This is a genomic window from Embleya sp. NPDC050493 (assembly GCF_044458105.1).
Classification (GTDB): Bacteria; Actinomycetota; Actinomycetes; order Streptomycetales; family Streptomycetaceae; genus Embleya.
In genome coordinates, this window is the sequence record NZ_JBITHP010000025.1 from 1 (window position 1) to 16,814 (window position 16,814).

The 16,814-nt window shown below is 72.2% G+C and carries 17 protein-coding genes; 8 read left to right on the plus strand and 9 right to left on the minus strand.

Going from position 1 to position 16,814, the window contains the following annotated elements; genetic code table 11:
• Nucleotides 1-164: 164 nt before the first annotated feature.
• The 5 genes from ACIBM5_RS35060 to ACIBM5_RS35080 form a co-directional block, all read right to left on the minus strand.
• On the minus strand, nucleotides 165-842 hold the full coding sequence (locus tag ACIBM5_RS35060) for a L,D-transpeptidase family protein (protein WP_396010721.1): 678 nt from the start codon (nucleotides 840-842) through the stop codon (nucleotides 165-167).
• A gap of 480 nt (nucleotides 843-1,322) precedes the next feature.
• Nucleotides 1,323-2,390: a RimK family alpha-L-glutamate ligase gene (locus ACIBM5_RS35065; RefSeq protein WP_396010722.1), complete on the minus strand. Its 1,068-nt coding sequence runs from the start codon at nucleotides 2,388-2,390 to the stop codon at nucleotides 1,323-1,325.
• Nucleotides 2,374-2,568, minus strand: a complete 195-nt coding sequence (locus tag ACIBM5_RS35070; RefSeq protein ID WP_396010723.1) for a hypothetical protein — start codon at nucleotides 2,566-2,568, stop codon at nucleotides 2,374-2,376. The genes ACIBM5_RS35065 and ACIBM5_RS35070 overlap by 17 nt, the downstream gene beginning before the upstream one ends.
• 55 nt (nucleotides 2,569-2,623) lie before the next feature.
• Nucleotides 2,624-4,096 carry an MFS transporter gene (locus ACIBM5_RS35075; protein ID WP_396010724.1) on the minus strand — a complete coding sequence of 491 codons (1,473 nt, stop codon included), beginning with the start codon at nucleotides 4,094-4,096 and terminating at the stop codon, nucleotides 2,624-2,626.
• Nucleotides 4,093-4,491, minus strand: coding sequence for a cupin (locus tag ACIBM5_RS35080; RefSeq protein ID WP_396010725.1), 399 nt, complete (start codon nucleotides 4,489-4,491; stop codon nucleotides 4,093-4,095). The genes ACIBM5_RS35075 and ACIBM5_RS35080 overlap by 4 nt, the downstream gene beginning before the upstream one ends.
• 146 nt (nucleotides 4,492-4,637) lie before the next feature.
• Between ACIBM5_RS35080 and ACIBM5_RS35085 the strand changes: the two genes are divergently transcribed.
• The 5 genes from ACIBM5_RS35085 to ACIBM5_RS35105 all read left to right on the plus strand — a co-directional run bounded on the left by ACIBM5_RS35085 (nucleotide 4,638) and on the right by ACIBM5_RS35105 (nucleotide 10,428).
• Nucleotides 4,638-5,327, plus strand: a complete 690-nt coding sequence (locus ACIBM5_RS35085) for a TetR/AcrR family transcriptional regulator (RefSeq protein ID WP_396010726.1) — start codon at nucleotides 4,638-4,640, stop codon at nucleotides 5,325-5,327.
• Nucleotides 5,324-5,926, plus strand: a complete 603-nt coding sequence (locus ACIBM5_RS35090; RefSeq protein ID WP_396010727.1) for an RNA polymerase sigma factor — start codon at nucleotides 5,324-5,326, stop codon at nucleotides 5,924-5,926. The genes ACIBM5_RS35085 and ACIBM5_RS35090 overlap by 4 nt, the downstream gene beginning before the upstream one ends.
• Nucleotides 5,926-6,903, plus strand: a complete 978-nt coding sequence (locus ACIBM5_RS35095; protein WP_396010728.1) for a hypothetical protein — start codon at nucleotides 5,926-5,928, stop codon at nucleotides 6,901-6,903. Before ACIBM5_RS35090 ends, ACIBM5_RS35095 begins: the two co-directional genes overlap by 1 nt.
• A 582-nt stretch (nucleotides 6,904-7,485) precedes the next feature.
• Nucleotides 7,486-9,258: an LCP family protein gene (locus ACIBM5_RS35100; RefSeq protein ID WP_396010729.1), complete on the plus strand. Its 1,773-nt coding sequence runs from the start codon at nucleotides 7,486-7,488 to the stop codon at nucleotides 9,256-9,258.
• 714 nt (nucleotides 9,259-9,972) lie between these two features.
• Nucleotides 9,973-10,428 carry a CBS domain-containing protein gene (locus ACIBM5_RS35105; protein WP_396010730.1) on the plus strand — a complete coding sequence of 152 codons (456 nt, stop codon included), beginning with the start codon at nucleotides 9,973-9,975 and terminating at the stop codon, nucleotides 10,426-10,428.
• Between the two features lie 34 nt (nucleotides 10,429-10,462).
• Here ACIBM5_RS35105 and ACIBM5_RS35110 read toward each other — a convergent pair whose 3' ends face one another.
• Both ACIBM5_RS35110 and ACIBM5_RS35115 read right to left on the minus strand, forming a co-directional pair.
• Complete coding sequence (locus ACIBM5_RS35110) at nucleotides 10,463-11,554, minus strand: alkene reductase (RefSeq protein WP_396010731.1); 1,092 nt, start codon at nucleotides 11,552-11,554, stop codon at nucleotides 10,463-10,465.
• Between the two features lie 61 nt (nucleotides 11,555-11,615).
• Nucleotides 11,616-12,077 (minus strand): RidA family protein, encoded by a 462-nt coding sequence (locus ACIBM5_RS35115; protein ID WP_396010732.1) that lies wholly within the window; start codon nucleotides 12,075-12,077, stop codon nucleotides 11,616-11,618.
• A 216-nt stretch (nucleotides 12,078-12,293) separates the two neighbouring features.
• Here ACIBM5_RS35115 and ACIBM5_RS35120 point away from each other — a divergent pair, with 216 nt between their 5' ends.
• On the plus strand, nucleotides 12,294-12,716 hold the full coding sequence (locus tag ACIBM5_RS35120) for a MarR family winged helix-turn-helix transcriptional regulator (protein WP_396010733.1): 423 nt from the start codon (nucleotides 12,294-12,296) through the stop codon (nucleotides 12,714-12,716).
• Between the two features lie 49 nt (nucleotides 12,717-12,765).
• On the opposite strand, the gene ACIBM5_RS35125 is transcribed toward ACIBM5_RS35120, so the two are convergent.
• On the minus strand, nucleotides 12,766-13,806 hold the full coding sequence (locus ACIBM5_RS35125; protein ID WP_396010734.1) for an alpha/beta hydrolase family protein: 1,041 nt from the start codon (nucleotides 13,804-13,806) through the stop codon (nucleotides 12,766-12,768).
• Between the two features lie 222 nt (nucleotides 13,807-14,028).
• Here ACIBM5_RS35125 and ACIBM5_RS35130 point away from each other — a divergent pair, with 222 nt between their 5' ends.
• Nucleotides 14,029-14,694: a GNAT family N-acetyltransferase gene (locus ACIBM5_RS35130; protein WP_396010735.1), complete on the plus strand. Its 666-nt coding sequence runs from the start codon at nucleotides 14,029-14,031 to the stop codon at nucleotides 14,692-14,694.
• A gap of 38 nt (nucleotides 14,695-14,732) precedes the next feature.
• Nucleotides 14,733-15,602, plus strand: a complete 870-nt coding sequence (locus ACIBM5_RS35135; protein WP_396010736.1) for a PaaX family transcriptional regulator C-terminal domain-containing protein — start codon at nucleotides 14,733-14,735, stop codon at nucleotides 15,600-15,602.
• 269 nt (nucleotides 15,603-15,871) lie between these two features.
• Here ACIBM5_RS35135 and ACIBM5_RS35140 read toward each other — a convergent pair whose 3' ends face one another.
• Entirely contained in the window at nucleotides 15,872-16,777 is a 906-nt protein-coding gene (locus tag ACIBM5_RS35140) for a LysR family transcriptional regulator (protein WP_396010737.1), read from the minus strand.
• Nucleotides 16,778-16,814: the final 37 nt, after the last annotated feature.

Sequence of the window (16,814 nt, forward strand, 5' to 3'; positions counted from 1 at the left end):
GCGCGCCCCGCCGCCCGCGCCCCCCCCCCCCCCCCCCCCCCCCCCCCCCCGCCGCCGCCCCCCCGCCCCCCCCCCCCCCCCCCCCCCCCCCCCCCCCCCCCCCCCCCCGGCTCGGTCGCGATCGGCGACCGGACCGGTCGAGGCCGGCGGCCGGAACGCACCCGTCAGGTACCGGGCTTGCTCCCGTACACGTACACCTCGTCGCCCGTGCGCAGCAGATCCCAATACGCCTGGGCGTCCGCCGGCCGCATGTTGACGCAGCCGTGCGACCCGGGCGGCGAGCCGATCGAACCGTCGATCGCGTGGAACGCGATGCCGCCGTCGAAGAATTGGCTGTACGGCATCGCCACGTCGTAGAGCGTGGACCAGTGGTTCTTCGCGCGGTAGTAGACCTTGTGCAGGCCGGTGCGGGTCTCGAAGCCGTCCCGTCCGGAGCGGATGGCGACCGGTCCGTGGATCCGCTTCGCGCCGTCCTGGATCCAACTGACCTGCCGGCCCAGGTCCACACACGCGATCCGACCGACGTCGGTCGGGCAGCCGCCCTCGCCGCCCTTGCGCCGAAGCGCGCCGTAGGTGACGGGGCCCGCGTAGCCGGCCGCCGGGCGAATGCCGTGCTGCTGTTGGTAGGTCCGGATCGCCCGGCAGTCGGCGGTGGACTGCCGACCGTCCTCCGCGAGCCCCAGCGCCTTCTCGACCTGGCGCTGATACGGCCCGGTCCGCGCGGTACACGCGGCGGGCGCCGCGCTCGCGGGCGCGGCCACGACGACGCTCAGCGGAACCACCACGGCGGCCGCGGCCACCGCCGCACCCGCTCGACGACACACACGCGTGAATACACTCATCGGTCTCCCCTCTGGTCGTACGCTCGCCCGCACGCTCGTGCGGTACGCCCGTACGTCGGTCACCGGCGGGTGCGCAGGCTTCTACGCTCCGTCAGTCTGACGCAGAGTCAACAAGGCCGCACCCCGGTCCGGCGCACCGGTTGGTCACAAACCGACGCGACGGGTCGAAAGAGGCCGATATGTGCGACGCGGCAGCCGAGTTCGCCGACCCGACCGGCGCCGACAGTGACCGACGGCACACCCTTCCCGGCCCGAAGCGCGCTCTGCTGCGACCACCTCGCGACCGGAAAGCCCCTGCTCACCCACCCACTTGGCTTCCCCGCCCACCCGAGGCAAACCCGAAATCCGCGCCGCCGAGAGCAGTTCACGAATCCCCGGGCGAGCACCGGAAGGTGAACCACGCAACACCCGGCGGCTCGCCGTACCCAGGCCCGTCTTCGGTCCCCCACCGAGCACCAGATGCGGGATTGCCGACAGACCTCAGGCCGTGTCCGGCGGATCCTGGTGGGGTCGCGCCGCCTGGCACCGCGCCTCACCGCGCGCCTCGGTGCCCGCCTGCCGGCGGTGGGTGAGCAGGTCGGCCAGTGCGCGGCTGACCGGGTCCGCCCCGGTGCGTCGCTCGATCGCGGCGAACATCGGCGACGGATTGCACTCCAGGAGCGCGAAGCCGCCATCCGCCCGACGCCGGATGTCGATGCCGGTGAACGTCATCGTGCACGCCCGGGCGGCGGCGCGGCACGCGTCGTGTTCGGCCGGGGTGAGTACGGTCGGCAACACGGCGGTCTCCGCGCCCCGATAGTCGATGCGGTCCGCGACGATCTCGTAGCTCGCGGCCACCTCGTCCGCCACGACGTAGACCCGAATGTCGGTCCCGGGAATCTCCTCCTGGAAGAGCACCGGCGCCGAGGCGAGCAATCGCAACCGTTCGGGCCGCAGATCCTCAGCGGTGATCCGGCGGCACAACGCGCCGCCCGCGAGCGGCTTGTAGACGATCGGGCCGTCCAGTTCCCGGGCGAACTCCAGGACCGCGTCGGGGTCGTTGGAGGCCAACGTGCTCGGCACCGGTACCCCGGCGTCGCGCAGCGCCCGGAGTTGCTCCAGTTTCAGGAAGTGCTGGGCGAACGTGCCGGGCGAGTTGACCAGCCGCGCACCGTCCCGCTCCAGCGCCGCCAGGAAGCTGAAGCCGAACGAACGCCGTTCCCGACCGGCGGCATAGGCCACCCGCAACTCGCGGTCCCGCTCCACCGCCGCCTGCGGTCCGCCCTCGCCGGCATCGGCGCCGCGCCCACCACCGCCGGGAAAGAACGGCAGCGGCAACGGCATCGAGCGCACGTACCAGGTCCGCACCCGAGCGAAACCGGCCGGTTTCGGCAACCACGGCACACCGTCCCGCAGCGACAGTGCCGTGCGGGCAGGGAACTTCGACAGATCCAGGTGGACCGGATCGACCCCGCGTTCGCGCAGGCACCGCCGCACGCTCGCGACCTGCTCGTCGCCCGGCCGGCCGACGATCCCGCAGCGGGACTCGACGTCAGTCGTCGTCCTCACCCTCCTCGCCCACCGCGAGCGTGGTCGGGTCGTCCTCCCCGCCCTCCTCGCCCACCGCGAGCGTGGTCGGGTCGTCGGAGGCGTGGCCGGGCGTCGGCGTCGCTATGCCTCGGGTCGGGAGCGGTACGAGGGTGAGCCCGTCGGGCAGATCGGTGATGAACAACTCTATCGATGCCATGGGTTCATCTCCCTTCCTCCTTTCGGTTGTAGCAGGTCCGTAGTCGATGCGTCGCTCAACGTGAATGATCGGTTGCCGCGGGGGACCCGTCTCCGGTCCGCACGCCGCCGATCCTCGCCGGGACCAGCACCAGCGCGACCACCGCCGCCAGCACGAGCAGGCCGCCCGCCGCGCCCAGGGCGACCGCGTACCCGTGCGCGAGTTCCCGCTTCGAGGCGTCGCCGTTCGGGCCGGTGACCGATGCGGCCAGGGTGACCAGCGCGGCCAGGCCGATCGAACCGCCGATCTGCCGCGAGCTGTTGATCAACCCGCCCGCCATCCCCGCCTCGTGCCCGGGCACCCCGGCGGTCGCGGCGGTGCCCAGCGGCACGAAGCACAGGCCGGCGCCGATGCTCGCGACCAGCGACGGGCCCAGGATCGAGCGCGCGAACGTGCCGTCGACGTCGAACGCGAGCCCGAACCAGGCGAAGCCGACCGCCGCGAGCGCCCCGCCCAACCCCAGCAGCCGACCGAGGCCGAGCCGGGCCACCGTCCTGGTGGCCAGCACCGAACCGATCACCACCCCGCCCGAGAACGGCACGAAGGCCGCACCGGCGGCGGCCGGTCCGTAGTCGAGCACCTGCTGGAGGTAGAGCGAGGTGAAGTAGAACGCGGCGAACTGGCCGGAGAACAACAGCATCATGAACAGATTCGCGCCGAGCACGGGCCGATGGGTCAGCAGACCCATCCGCAACAGCGGTTCGGCGGAGCGCAGTTCGACCAGCACGAAGGCCGCGAGCAGGACCGCCGCCGCCGCGAGCGTACCGATCGTCGCGAACGACCCCCAGCCCTGCCGCTCGGCCCGCACCACGCCCAGGACCAGCGTGGTCGCCCCCGCGGTCACCAGCAGCGCACCGGCCGGATCGAGGCCCGGCGCGCGGCCGGGTTCGGGTCGATCGGCCGGCAGCCGCAGCGCGGCGAGCAGCGCGAAGGCCACGATCGGGACGTTGATCAGCATCACCGCCTGCCAACCCACCGACTCGGTGAGCAGCCCACCGATCAGCACCCCGAACGCGCCGCCGGCCGCGGCCGTCGCCCCCCACCACCCGAGCGCCCTGGATCGGGCGGGTCCGGCCGGGAACGTCACCGTGATCAGCGCGAACGCCACCGGCGCGAGCGCGGCGGCGCCGATCCCCTGCACCGCGCGCGCGGCGATCAGCGCACCGGGCGAGGTCGCCAGGCCGCCTGCGAGACCGGCCAGGCCGAACACGGTCAGACCCGCGACGAGCGTACGGCGGCGCCCGATCAGGTCACCGACCCGGCCGCCGAGCATCAGCAGTCCGCCGAAGCTCAGCGCGTACGCGTTCACCACCCACGGCAGCCCGTCGACGCCGAAGCCGAGGTCGTCCCGGATGTCCGGCAGCGCCACGTTGACCACCGACATGTCGAGCGCGACCGTGAACTGCACGGTCAGCACCACGACCAGCAACATCCGGGTGGCGCGCGGCATCGGGACCCGGTCGGCCGCCGCTTCGATCGTGGCGGTCATGCCCGCCCCCGCGAGGTCTCCGTGCGCCCTTCCAGGCGGGTCCCGCGGCGTTGGGCGATCGACATCAGGTCGGCGGGCTCGGCGAGTTCGAGTCGGTGCCACCGCCCCCGCGGCACCACGAACGCGGCCCCCGACCGCAACGTGATCGGCGGCTCCTCGCCGACCCCGTCCGCGGCACGCAGGATCATCCGTACCGCGCCCGTCCACACGCACACCACCTCGTCCGACTCCGGGTGCGTCTCCCATCGGTCGGCGTGCAGGTCGGCATCCGTCCCGACCCGGAAGGCGGCCACCTGCCAGTCGGCCGAGGCACCGTCCATCCGGCGCTCGCCGGCACTGATCCGGCCGCGGTCGGCCAATCGGAGGGCGAATTCGAACAGGTCGACGTGCGTCATCGAAACTCCTTGTCGCATGGGGAAGTCGGGCGCGTTCGGGCGCGCCCGGCAGTCCGGCGAGGGCCGCCGGAATCGCGTTGACGTACTCTGTACGTGAACAGCATCAGTCGAACACGTACGTTGTACGTACGTCAAGGAGGAGCATCGTGCCCGCACCCCGGAAGTTCAGCCGCGAGCAACTGCGCACGGCGGCCCTGACCCTGGTCGACGCCCACGGCCTGGCCGCGCTGACCATGCGCAGCCTCGCGGCGGCGCTGGGCACCGGGGCGATGACGATCTACAACTACGTGGACGGGCGCGAGGGCCTGGAGGGGCTGCTCGTCGAGGCCGTGCTGGCGGATGCGCTGCCGGCGGTCACCGACCACCCCGAGGACGCCGACTGGCGGGTCGAGACCCGCCGGCTCGCCGAGGCGAACTGGCGTGCCGTACGCGCCCATCCGGACGTCATCCCGCTGATCCTCACCCGCCGGATCACCGACCCGGCGACCCTGGCGCACGGCGAGGCACTGCTGCGTGCGCTCGCCCGCAGCGGCCGACGCGGGGCCGACCTGCTGTACGCGTTCCGCGCCGTGACCGGCTTCGTCACCGGCTTCGCCCAGGCCGAACTGGCCGGCCCGCTGTCGATCGCCCCGGACGAGGACGTCCGGGCGATCACCGACCGGGCCCGGGCGCTGCCCGCCGAGCGTTTCCCGTACCTGATCGAGATCGCCGGCGCCGCCGCCGCGAGCACACCCGAGATCGAGTTCCACGCCGGTCTGGACGTGCTGATCGCCGGTCTGGAAAGCCGTGCCGCCACCGGGAACCCGCAACCACCCGCCGGACAAGACAGGGTGTGACCATCACCCCGATATGCGATCGCGAGTTGTGGGAGAGGGCGTGCGCAGGTGATCCCGAGTCGTTCGGGGCCATCTTCGATCGGCACTCCCGCGCGGTCTACAACTTCCTCTGCCGCCGCACCGCTTCCTGGGCCGAGGCCGAGGACCTGACCTCGGCGGTCTTCCTGGAGGCCTGGCGGCATCGAAGCGCCGTCACCCTGGACCGGGACAGCGCGCTGCCGTGGCTGCTGGGCATCGCTCGCAACACCGCCGCCAACGGTGGGCGGGCCCGGCGGCGCTATCAGGCGCTCAAGGAACGCCTGCCCACCCCGTCGCCGGTGCCCGACCACGCCCAGGACGTCGCCGATCGCCTCGACGAGGAGCGCGCCCTGGTCGCGCTGCGCGCGTCCGTCGGCCGACTGCCCGCGCACGAACGCGAGGTGATCGAGCTGTGCGTATGGAGCGGCCTGGACCAACAGGCCGCCGCCACCGCGCTGGGCGTGGCCGTGGGCACCGTCAAATCGCGCCTGCACCGCGCACGCCGCCGACTCGGCCACGACCTGCGCGAATACGCACCGTCCTGCCCCGACCGCCGCGTCATCGCCGAGGAGACCTCGTGATGCCCTCGAACCCGATCCCGGCCGAGCGCGATCTGCCGCACGGCGCCGCTCGCCGCGCCGAGTTGCTCGCCCTCCTCCCGCACGCCGACTCCCCGGCGCCGGCGCCGCCCACGACCCGCCGGCGAACCCTGGGCCGGCTGACACCTCCGCGCCGGGTACTGCTCCCGCTGGCTGCCGCGGCGGCGGTCGCCGGCCTGGTCACCGGGGTCCTGCTCGGGGTCTCCGGTGACGACGGGGCCGCCCGGGTCCCGGGGCCGGCGAACTCGGGGTCGATGCCCACCCTCGCGCCCTCCCTGACGGATCGCCCGCTGCCACTGACGCAGGTGCCGGTCCCGGCCGAGGTCGCGGTGTCCGACGCGGACGCCGCCCGGTTCGTCGCCGCATGCGCCGCCGGCAGGTTCGACCCGGCCACCGCGAGCGGATACCGCCCGTATTTCGCGGTGCGCAGCCCGCGGCCCGCCGAACCCGGGAACATCTTCGCCGTCGCGGTGGACGTGGCCGGACGCAACGCGTTGGAGTGTTCGGGCTCGGACCTGCCCTCGCCGCACCGGGTCCGGGAGGACTTCGATCTGCTCACCGGGGTCGTCCAGGTGGACCACGACGGCGGCACCAAGTCCGGTACGAGCTGGACCGATTACTCCGCGGGCCGCTACAACGCCCCCGTGGCGCGGATCACCATGGATCGGGGCACCGGCGAGCGCCCGGCGATCATGGCGGGCGGGGTCTGGTACGCGGCGGAGAGCGTCGGGTACACCCGCGAGGCGGCCGATGCCTTCCAGGCCGGCGGGGGCCCCCGGATCCGCGGCTACGACGCCGCGGGCAAGCTGGTGTGGGACTCCGCCCGAGACGTGCCGAAGCCGGGGTCGACCGAATGTGTCCGCACCCCCGACGGTCGGGTGCTCGACTACGCGGGTCGTACCGAACCCGATCCCGCCACATGCCGCCCGGCCCTCCCGTGGACCGCCGGCGCCCGGTGAGCATCCGTCGGCCGACCTGATCCCGGCGGCCTGATCCCCGCCGGCCCGGCCCGACCGGTCGGGCCGGGCCGGTAACCGGTCGGGGCGAATCGGCCGGCCGGGGGCTTCGGTCGATCGATTCGAGCGGTCGATCGATTCGAGCGCTATGCCGGGAATGCTTGCCCGGGTTCGCTCGTTGTACCGGACAGTCGGTGAACGGGTGTCCCCGGGCCCAACCTTTGCCGCCGCGAATTACCGTTCGGCTGGAGTCGCGGCGTGCCCCCCGCCGAGAGGTGATCCCGCTCACCGACGCCAAAGCGACGGCGCCGCCCCCTCCCCCCGAGGGCGGCGCCGTCTTCGTCGTGCTCCGACCGCTTCGTCCGCGCCGCCACGGTGCGGCGCGCCTCGTGACGAAGGCCATACCCGGAGCAATCCCCCGCGCTGCAACCATCGTGTGCGGTATGCCGTCCGTTTCCCCTGAGGCTGCCGTTCCGAATGGTCCGCAGCCGGCACATGTACGGTCCGTTCCGGCCGCCCGGTACGGTGTCGAGCCGATCCGCGGCGACGCGGCATCGGTCCGACGACAGCACTCGGGGAGTCGTTTTGAGTTCCGCACCGGAGTCCGGTCGTCGCCGCCGCGCCGACGCGGCGCCGCAATCGCCCGCCTCCGACGCGACTCCGACCACCGCCGCGACCGACACCGGCCCCGAATCCACCGGCCCCGACACTCCCGTGGTGCCGCGCGCCCGTCGGGGCGACGGCGCATCGGGCGGCCGGGCCGCGCGCCGGGCCAAGCGCACCGGTCGCGGCAAGCCGCGTCGGTTCCGCAAGCTCAAGATCACGGCGCTGGTGATGGCGGTCGTGTTCGTCGCGCTCGGCATCACCGGCTATGTGATCTGGGAGAAGCTCAACGCGAACATCAAGCACAGCAAGCTCAACACCAGCGATGTCGACGTGCCCAAGGAGGGGCCCGACGCGTTCGGCCGCACTCCGCTGAACATCCTGATGATCGGCTCGGACGGGCGGAACGACCCGGTCGACTGCAAGCTCGGCGGAGCCTGCGACGGCGGCGCGCCGCGGGCGGACGTACAGATGTTGCTGCATGTGTCCGCGGACCGCAGCAACGCGTCGGTGATCAGCATTCCGCGCGACACGCGCGTGCAGATCCCGGCCTGCACCGACCCCAAGACGAAGCAGAAGTTCGCGCCGATCAACACCACCATCAACGAGAGCCTCGGCCGCGGCGGTCCCGGATGTGTGGTCGGCACCTGGCAGTTGCTCACCAAGATTCACATCGATCACTTCATGATGGTGACCTTCTCCGGCGTGGTGTCGATGGCCGACGCGGTCGGCGGCGTCGAGGTGTGCGTGCAGTCGAACATCCAGGACGAGCGGGTCGAGTACGTCAACGGCGAGCGGCACCTGGTGGGTTCGCACCTCAAGCTGACCGCCGGCAAGCACACCATCCAGGGCGAGGACGCGCTCAAGTGGCTGCGCACGCGGCACGCCTTCGAGGACGGCAGCGACGTCGGGCGCACTCACGCGCAGCACATGTACCTCAACTCGATGGTGCGCACGCTCAAGTCGAACAGCACCATCACCAACCCGATCAAGCTGTTCAAGGTCGCCGACGCGGCAACCAGGTCGCTGACCGTCGACGACGACCTCAACGGTCTGCAGAAGCTGACCTCGCTGGCGACCACGCTGAACAAGGTGAACACCAACCGGATCACCATGACCACGATGCCGCACGACGCGGATCCGCAGGCGCCCGAACAGCACCTGGTCCCGGCCGCGTCCGCCGAGACGTTGTTCAAGATGGTCCGCTCGGATGTCGCCTTCGACAAGAACGGGCCGCCGCCGGGTACCGAGACCACTACCCCCGGCACGACGCAACCGCCGCCGCCCGCGTCGAACGTGGACAAGGCCGCGATCCGGATCACCGTGGTCGGCGCGACCGGGAGCACCCAGTCGGGTGCGGTCGCCGAGGGCCTGGTGGCGCAGGGCTTCACCAAGGCCGCCAAGGGCCCGGCTGCGGCCAAGCGGCAGACCAGCGCGGTGATCTTCCCGGCCAAGGACAAGGACCAGGCCCAGGCGGTCGCCGATGCCCTGGGGCTGCCCGCCACCGCCCTGTCCCCGCAGGCGAACGCAACCCATGTGACGGTGCAGATCGGCACCGACTGGGGTTCCGGCCCGACCTTCAAGGGCGCCGGCAAGAGCGGCGCCACGACGGCTCCCCCGTCCACGCCGCAGGCTCCGCCGGCCGGTCAACTCCCCAGCGGCTCTTCCGCCTTGAACGCGTCGGAGGAGGGTGCCTGCATGAAGGTCTACACCGAGGCCAAGGACCGCAACGGCAAGCCGGTCTACACCTGGTAGTCCGCGACTGCGCACGGCTGCCCGCGACTCCTCTTGGGATGTCCGCGACTCCTCTTGGGATGTCCGCGACTCCTCATGGGATGTCCGCGACTCTCCGAGAAATCCGCGGCTCTTCAGCAAAAGTTCGCGGCTCCACATCCGGCGGCCCGCGACGGCCAACCGCCGTGCGGCGCCTGGGGACGGACCGGCCGGGCCACCCGCCCGCCGGGGTGCCCGGAGGCTCAACTCGGCGGCGAATAAGGCCGTTTCCGACCCAATCGTCCCGACGCCGGGTCGGCGGTGCGTCGGAAAGACGGTAAGGTGGCCCTACCGAAGACATTTCGCACGTCGGCTTCCGCGCCGACGCCGTCCTCGGTGGGCGAGGACGATCGGCCGCGTCGGCCGGGTCCCCAGGATGCGTCGCCGGGCTGCCCGGGACCACCGTTCGCCCACCGACCGAGCGCACCGCGCCACTTGCGCCACCGCCCGTCGTGGGCCGCCACGCCCACGACGAACCCTCGGCCCCACCGGCATCCGCCGGTCCGCTCACCGGCACCCGCCGGCCGAGCGGCTCGGGCGCCGAACTCCCGCCGCCCCGCCGGGGCGTGTCGTCCCAAGTCGGTGCGCGCACGGTCCGACCCGCAGCCGGTCCCCCGGCCGCGGCCCCCAAGACCCGAACCACCGGCGACCGGGCCCAACCCCCGGATCCGGACGACTGGAAACCAGGTGCCCTCGATGACCGCCATCCCCCACCATCGCACCGCCCGCCCGGCGACCCCGGCCGGCCCGCTCACCGTCGCCCAGGCCATGCAACCGGCCGAGCTGCGGATCGACACGAACACCATGGTCGACAAGGCCGTCGACATCATCCACGCGGCCGACGCCGACCACGTGATCCTGCACGCCGAGGACGGCCGCTGCCTCGGCATCGTGCGCCGCGCGCAGCTCGCGCCGTACCGGACCCGCTCGTGGTACACCGCGCGCACGCCGATCGGGAACATCAGGCACGACCAAGGCCCGTTCGCCCGCCCGGAGATGTCCGCCGCCGAGGCGATGGCCACCATGCGCGCCCGAGGCATGCGGGTATGGGCCGTGACCGACGAGGCCGGCCGAGCCGTGGGCCTGCTGACCCCGGACACGCTGCGCACCGCGCTCACCGGCACCGCCGACCCGCTCGACGCCGCGGCCTGAACCCCCGAGTCCTGATCCCGGTCCCTGTCCGGCGCTAGCCGACCTTCGCCGAGGCCGCCGGATAGTCCACGTAGCCACGCGCGCCGCCGCCGTACACGTGTGCCACCGGCGGCGCGGCGAGCGGCAGTGCCTCGGCGATCCGCGCGGGCAGGTCCGGGTTGGTGATGAACAGCCGGCCGAAGGCCACCACGTCGGCGAGTTCGGCGGCGAGCAGTCGCTCGGCCGTCCCCGGGTCGACCGGTGTCGGGCCGTTGTGGTTCGCGATCAACGTGCCGGACCAGCGCGGGCGCAGGTCGGCGAGCGCGTCGTAGTCGCCGCGCTCCAACACGTGCAGATAGGCCAGACCGAGCGGGTCCAGCGCGTCGACCAGCGCCCGGTAGGTCTCGCGCGGGTGCGACTCGCGGATCTGGTTCTCCGGATTGTCCGGCGAGATCCGCAGGCCCACCCGGTCCGCGCCGATCTCGGCGGCGACCGCGGTCACCACCTCCAGCACCAAACGCAGTCGGTTCTCCCGTGAGCCGCCGTAGCGGTCGGTACGCAGATTGGTGTTCTCGGCCAGGAACTGCTGGAACAGGTATCCGTTGGCGCCGTGGATCTCGACCCCGTCGAACCCGGCCTCGATCGCCCGGCCCGCGGCGCGCGCGAACGCGGCGACCACGTCCCGGATCTCGGCGATGGTCAGCGCACGCGGCGTGACGTGCGGCAGCAGGCCCTCGCGGGTGAAGATCGGCGCGTCGGTGATCGGCACCGCCGACGGGGCGGTCGGCGTCGCGCCGTCCAGGGTCACCGGGTGCGTCATCCGGCCGACGTGCCACAGCTGGGCGAAGATCCGGCCGCCCGCGTCGTGCACCGCGGCGGTGATCTCGCGCCAGCGTGCGACCTGTTCGTCGGTCCGCAGGCCCGGGATGCCCGGGCCGGACTTGCCCAGGGGGTGGATCGAGATCCCCTCGGTGATCAGCAGACCGGCGCCGGCCCGCTGGGCGTAGTAGGCGGCGGCGTGTTCGCTCGGTACGCCGGTGGTGTCGTCCGCGCGGCCCCGGGTCATCGGGGCCATCGCGATCCGGTTGGGCAGGTCCAGCACGCCGTGCCGGTACGGGGTCAGCAGCGGATTCGTGGTGGGGGTCAACGCGGCTTCCGTTCGTCGGTGTGGTCGATGTGGTCGGTCGCGCGGGGCGCGGATCGCGCGGTCAGCGGTCGAGTGCGGTGACCTCGACCTCGATCAGCCAGTCCGGCCGGGCGAGCGAGGAGACCTCCAGGAGGGTGTCCGCCGGGTACGGCAGGGACAGGAACTCCTCGCGCAGCACGATCACGTCGTCCAGGTTCTCGGCCATGTTCCGGACGAAGATGCCGACCTTGACCACGTCGGCGAGGGTCGCTCCCGCCTCGGCGAGCACCCGTTCCACGTTGCGGAAGGCCTGCCGGCCCTGTTCCAGGAAGCCGCCCTCGACGGTGCGCCCGTTCTCGTCGAAGCCCGCCTGCCCGGACACGAAGATCAGGCCGCCGGCCCGGATGGCCTGGGAAATCTTGTACGGCTCGTACCAGTCCGGCGTGGTGGCGACCCGGCGGATCGGGGCGGCGGCGTCGAGTGCGGTGGAGATGGTCACGATGGCTCCCGGATTCAAGAGGTGCACACCCTCAAGAAGGTGCATGCACATACATTGTTTGCTTGCGCATGCATAATCTGGCACTACATGTAATCTGCTGTCAACAGCGCTCTCCCGCCATGTCGCTCCGCGGCCGACGGGAGCTCGACCGGGCCGGTCACTCGACCGAACCGCACTGGTTCGACTCGACCGAACCGCACTGGTTCACTCGACCGAACCGCACTGGTTCAATTTGACCGAACCGCGAAAGGGGACGGTGCCATGGACGCCAAGCTCTGGGAGCAGGTCGTCGTGCTGCATGCGCGCGTCGAGCACGACCTCGGCAGGGCCCTGCAACGGCGGCACGGGATAGGGCTGTCCGAGTACCGCGCGCTCTCCCGGCTCGCGGTCGCCCCCGACGGTGAGCTGCGCATGCAGGAGCTCGCCGACTCGATCGGCCTCAACCAGAGTTCGGTCAGCCGGCTCGCGGTCCGCCTGGAAACCGACGGCCTCACCCGACGCGACCTGTGTCCCAAGGACCGCCGAGGGGTGTACAGCGTGATCACCGACGAGGGACGCACCCGGCTGACCGAGGCCGGCGCCACCTACGCGGAAGCACTGACCACCGCACTGGCCAGGGCCGCCGCCGATCCGCAGCTGGCGGACGTCGCGGCGGCCCTGGGCGCGATCCCGGTCGCGGTGTGACAGCGATCGGGCCGGCCCCGGCAGGATCCGCCGGGCCGGGCCCGCTCGCTCAGCGGCCGGCCAGGAAACGGCGCTGGTCGCCGAGATAGCCGGGGGCGAACAGGTCGCGCGGCGCGAAGATCGCCGTGAAGTACGTGTCGAGCTGTGAGTCCTCGATGTCCTTCCGCACCATGGAGTGCGCCGCCCCCGGGTAGTGACGCACCGTCAACTCGGCCCGTCCGCCGAGCAGTCGGCGATACTCCGCCTCCGTCTCCGCAACGTCCACGTTCACGTCGTGCCCGGCCAGCATCAACAGCACCGGCACCCGCACCCGCGCCAGGTCCGCGCTCGCGTCCGCGGCGAAGTTCCTGCACACGAACGCCCACCGGTCCGCCGACATGTCCGCCGCGTCGCCCAGCGCCGCACGGTACTGCTCGTGCGTCGCACCCTCCTGGATCAGCTGCCGGGTGCGGTCACTGCGCCGCACCTCGTCGTCGATCCGGGCCTGCGACGCGTGGTCCGCACGCAGCTCGGCCAGCAGGTTGTAGCGGCCCTGGCGCAGCCAGTTGATCGCGGGCGAGACGGCGATCACGAACCGCACGTCCGGGGTGCGCGCGGCCACCTTCGGCACGACCCAGCCCGCCTGACTGGCTCCCCACAGCCCCACCCGCGCGTGGTCCACGTCCGGCCGGGAGCGGCTCCACGCGATCGCCGCCTCGGCCTCCCGGACCCGGTCGTCCATGCTCTGGTCGAGCCAGTTCCCGGGCGTGCCGTCCACTCCCGGCTTGTTCCAGGAGAGCGTCGCGTAGCCGGCCCGGGCGTAGGCCTCCATCTGCGGCCGATAGAAGCCGTCGTTGGTGGCCTTCATCGCGCCATCGCCGTGCACCAGGACCACCAGCCCGTACGGGCCGTGCCCCCGAGTGGGCTTGGCCAGCACGCCGTCCAGCCGCTGCGCGCCGTCCTGAAAGGCGATCCGCTCCTCGTCGAGGTCGTACGTGTTCGCGTAGTCCGCGTACACCGCCGCGCCCACGCCGACCAGGAGCAGCAGGGCGACGATCGCGGCGCCGATGGTGAGCCCGCGATGCCGTCGCATGATCGATCCGAGCTTCATGCCTTCGTCTCCTTCACACGGCTTCACGCGGCTCGTGCCGCGTCTCTCCGCATACAAAAAACTATCGCGACTGAAACGCCCGTATGTCAAACGAACGTTTAGAGTATGCTTGCTTCCGTCGAGCCCGGCATGATCGCTTCGGAGCCGAGCGAAGCGTCGGCGTGTCCGAGCCGGAACGCCGAGACCGCCCGGACCGACCCCTCACAATCCCCGGAGACAGCGATGGACCACGCAAACGAGCCCGACGCGGGAACAGGTTCGGATCACCCGGCCCCCGGCGCCCCGCACATCCGACGCGGCCTGCCGCCCGACGCGCGCCGCCGGGCGGCAGAGTTGTACTGGCAGGCGTTCGGCCGCAAGCTGGGCGCCGCGCTGGGTCCGCCCGAGACCGGCATCCCCTTCATCGCCGAGCACCTGAACGCGGACCGCGCGATCGCCGCGACCCAGGACGGCGTACTGGTGGGCGTGGCCGGCTACACCCACGCCGGACGCGGCTTCACCGGCGGCTCCGCGCGCGATGTGCTGCGCACGTACGGCCGCCTCGGCGGCCTGCACCGGGTCGCCATCCTGGCCCTGCTCGAACGCCACCCGAAGCCGACCGAGTTGGTGATGGACGGCATCGCCGTCGACCCGGACCGACGCGGCCTGGGCATCGGCAGCCGGCTGCTCGACGAGATCGCCGCGCTGGCCCCCGAACTCGGTTGCCGACACATCCGGCTCGACGTGATCGACGTCAACCCGCGCGCCCGCGCGCTCTACGAACGACACGGCTTCGTGGCGACCAAAACCGAGCACACGCCCTATCTGCGCGGACTGATGGGCTTCGCGGCCGTGACCACGATGATCCGCCCGGTCGGATCCGGCCGCCCGCCCGGCACGCGCGGGTGAGCGCCGTGCGTGCATCGCCCCGCTCGTATGCTCGGGGCATGCCAGGAACACCAGGATCGGGCCCGGTCGAGATCCCGACCCGCACCCTCGTCTACGCCATGGTGCGGCCGGACGGCAGCGTCGACACCGGTGAGCTGTACACCGTCGCGAGCATGCTCGGAATGACCGACCAGCAGGTGCGGCTGTGCATCAAGCGCCTGGTCGCCGAGGGCCGGTTCACCCACCGGGGGCGTGGCCGCAAGGCGGTGCTGAGCGCATCCGAGGACACGTTGCGCACCCTCGAACCCACCGTCGAGTTCGTCCGCTACGCGTTCCGCCAGGATCGCGGCCTGGAACCGTGGGACGGCGTTTGGCGGTTGGTCGCGTTCGCGATCCCGGAGTCCGCGCGCCCCGCGCGCGACGCGCTGCGCGACGCGATCCTGCGCCTGGGCGGCGCACCGTTGCAGGGTGGGCTGTACGTGTCCGCGAACGAATGGACCGAGCTGATCTCGGCCGAGGCGCACCGCCTGGGCGTGACGGACGCGATCACCCTGCTCACCAGCCGGGACCTGCGGATCGGCTCGCTGGACCGGCCGGCGGAGCTGGCCGCACACCTGTGGCCCCTGACCGAGTCGGCCGAGCGCTACCACCGGCTGATCGAAGTCGCCCGACCCCGACTGGCCCGACTGGAATCGGCGGAGGCCTTCGACGACATCGAACTGCTCACCATCGGCGTGGAGTTGACCGTCGAGTTCGATCGCGCGATGGAGCCCGACCCGCTGCTGCCCCCGGAGTTGCTCCCGAACCCGTGGCCCGGCCGCCAGGCCCGCGAACTGGTGTCCCGAGCGTGGGCGGCGGTAGCCGACCGAGACCACACCGGCGCAACCCGGCGGCTGTATCGCATGTACGAGGACGTGGACTTCCGCTGATCCCCGTGCACGCGGGTCGGGCTCGAGCCCGATTCGCGTGCGCTTCGGCCGGCGCCTGCCCTGATTCCGGTCTCCGGGTCCACCCCGCGAGGAATCCGGGTCACCTCGACCACAGAACGGATGCGGGTGCGGGAGCGTGCGGCCGAAGGTGGTGGGCGTCCCACCCCGACCTTCGAAAGGAACGCATGTGCGGCGGCGCGACACGTCGGCCGGACGGAGGGACGGCCGAGCATCGCTCCGAGCGGGAGCCCGGGGCCGAGAACCGTCGATCACCGATCAGCGGGTGATCCGGAAGAAGCGTCCCGGAGTGTCTCCACGAAGTCGCGGACCGTCCCGCGATGGTCGTCCGCCCGCCAGGCGAGTGCCAGTTCGCTCGGGCTCAGTCCGCTCACCGGGATCGCCACCGTCCCGGGCCGCTGGTAGATCGCCGCGTTTCCGGCCGCGATCAGGACGATCCCGCTGCCCTCCTCCACGGCCGCGAAGGTCTCGTCGGCGTTCGACACCGTCGCCCCCACCCGCACCGGCCGCCCCTCCCGCTGGTCGATCGCCAACCAGTAGTCGCGCAGCGGCCCCGCGGCAGGAGGCAGGGCCAGGAACGGCTCGTCCAGGAGTTCCGCGAAGGCGACCTCCGAGCGCCCCGCGAGCGGATGATCCTCGCGCACCACCACGCACCTCGGCTCGGTCGCCACCACCCGCGTCGCGAACACCTCCTGGTTCGGCAGCGGCAACCACACCAGCGCGACGTCCACACGCCCGTCGGCCAGTCCGGCCGTCGCGTCGTCCCAGTCGATCTGCCGAATCTGCAGGCGCCCGTTGGGCCGCCGCACCGCGTACCCCTCCCGCGCCCGCTGCAACAACCCGCGACCCACGCTCGTGGACAGCCCCACCCGCAACGACGCGGCCTCGGCCGCGACCGCGTCGCCCACCACCCGCTGGGCCTCGTCCCAGCAGCGGATCACCTCGCGCGCCGCCGGCAACAGCGCGGCGCCGGCGGTGGTGAGCGTGACGGTTCGGCGATCCCGGTCGAACAGGCGGGCCCGAAGCCCCTCCTCCAACTGGCGTATCTGTTTGCTCAGCGCCGGCTGCGACACGAACAATCGCTCCGCGGCCCGGGTGAAGTTGAGCTCTTCGGCGATCGCCACGAAGTACCTGAGATCTCGCAGGTGCGCGTCCATAGCCTTTGGTTATCACAACCGGTCTTGGACCCGGCGT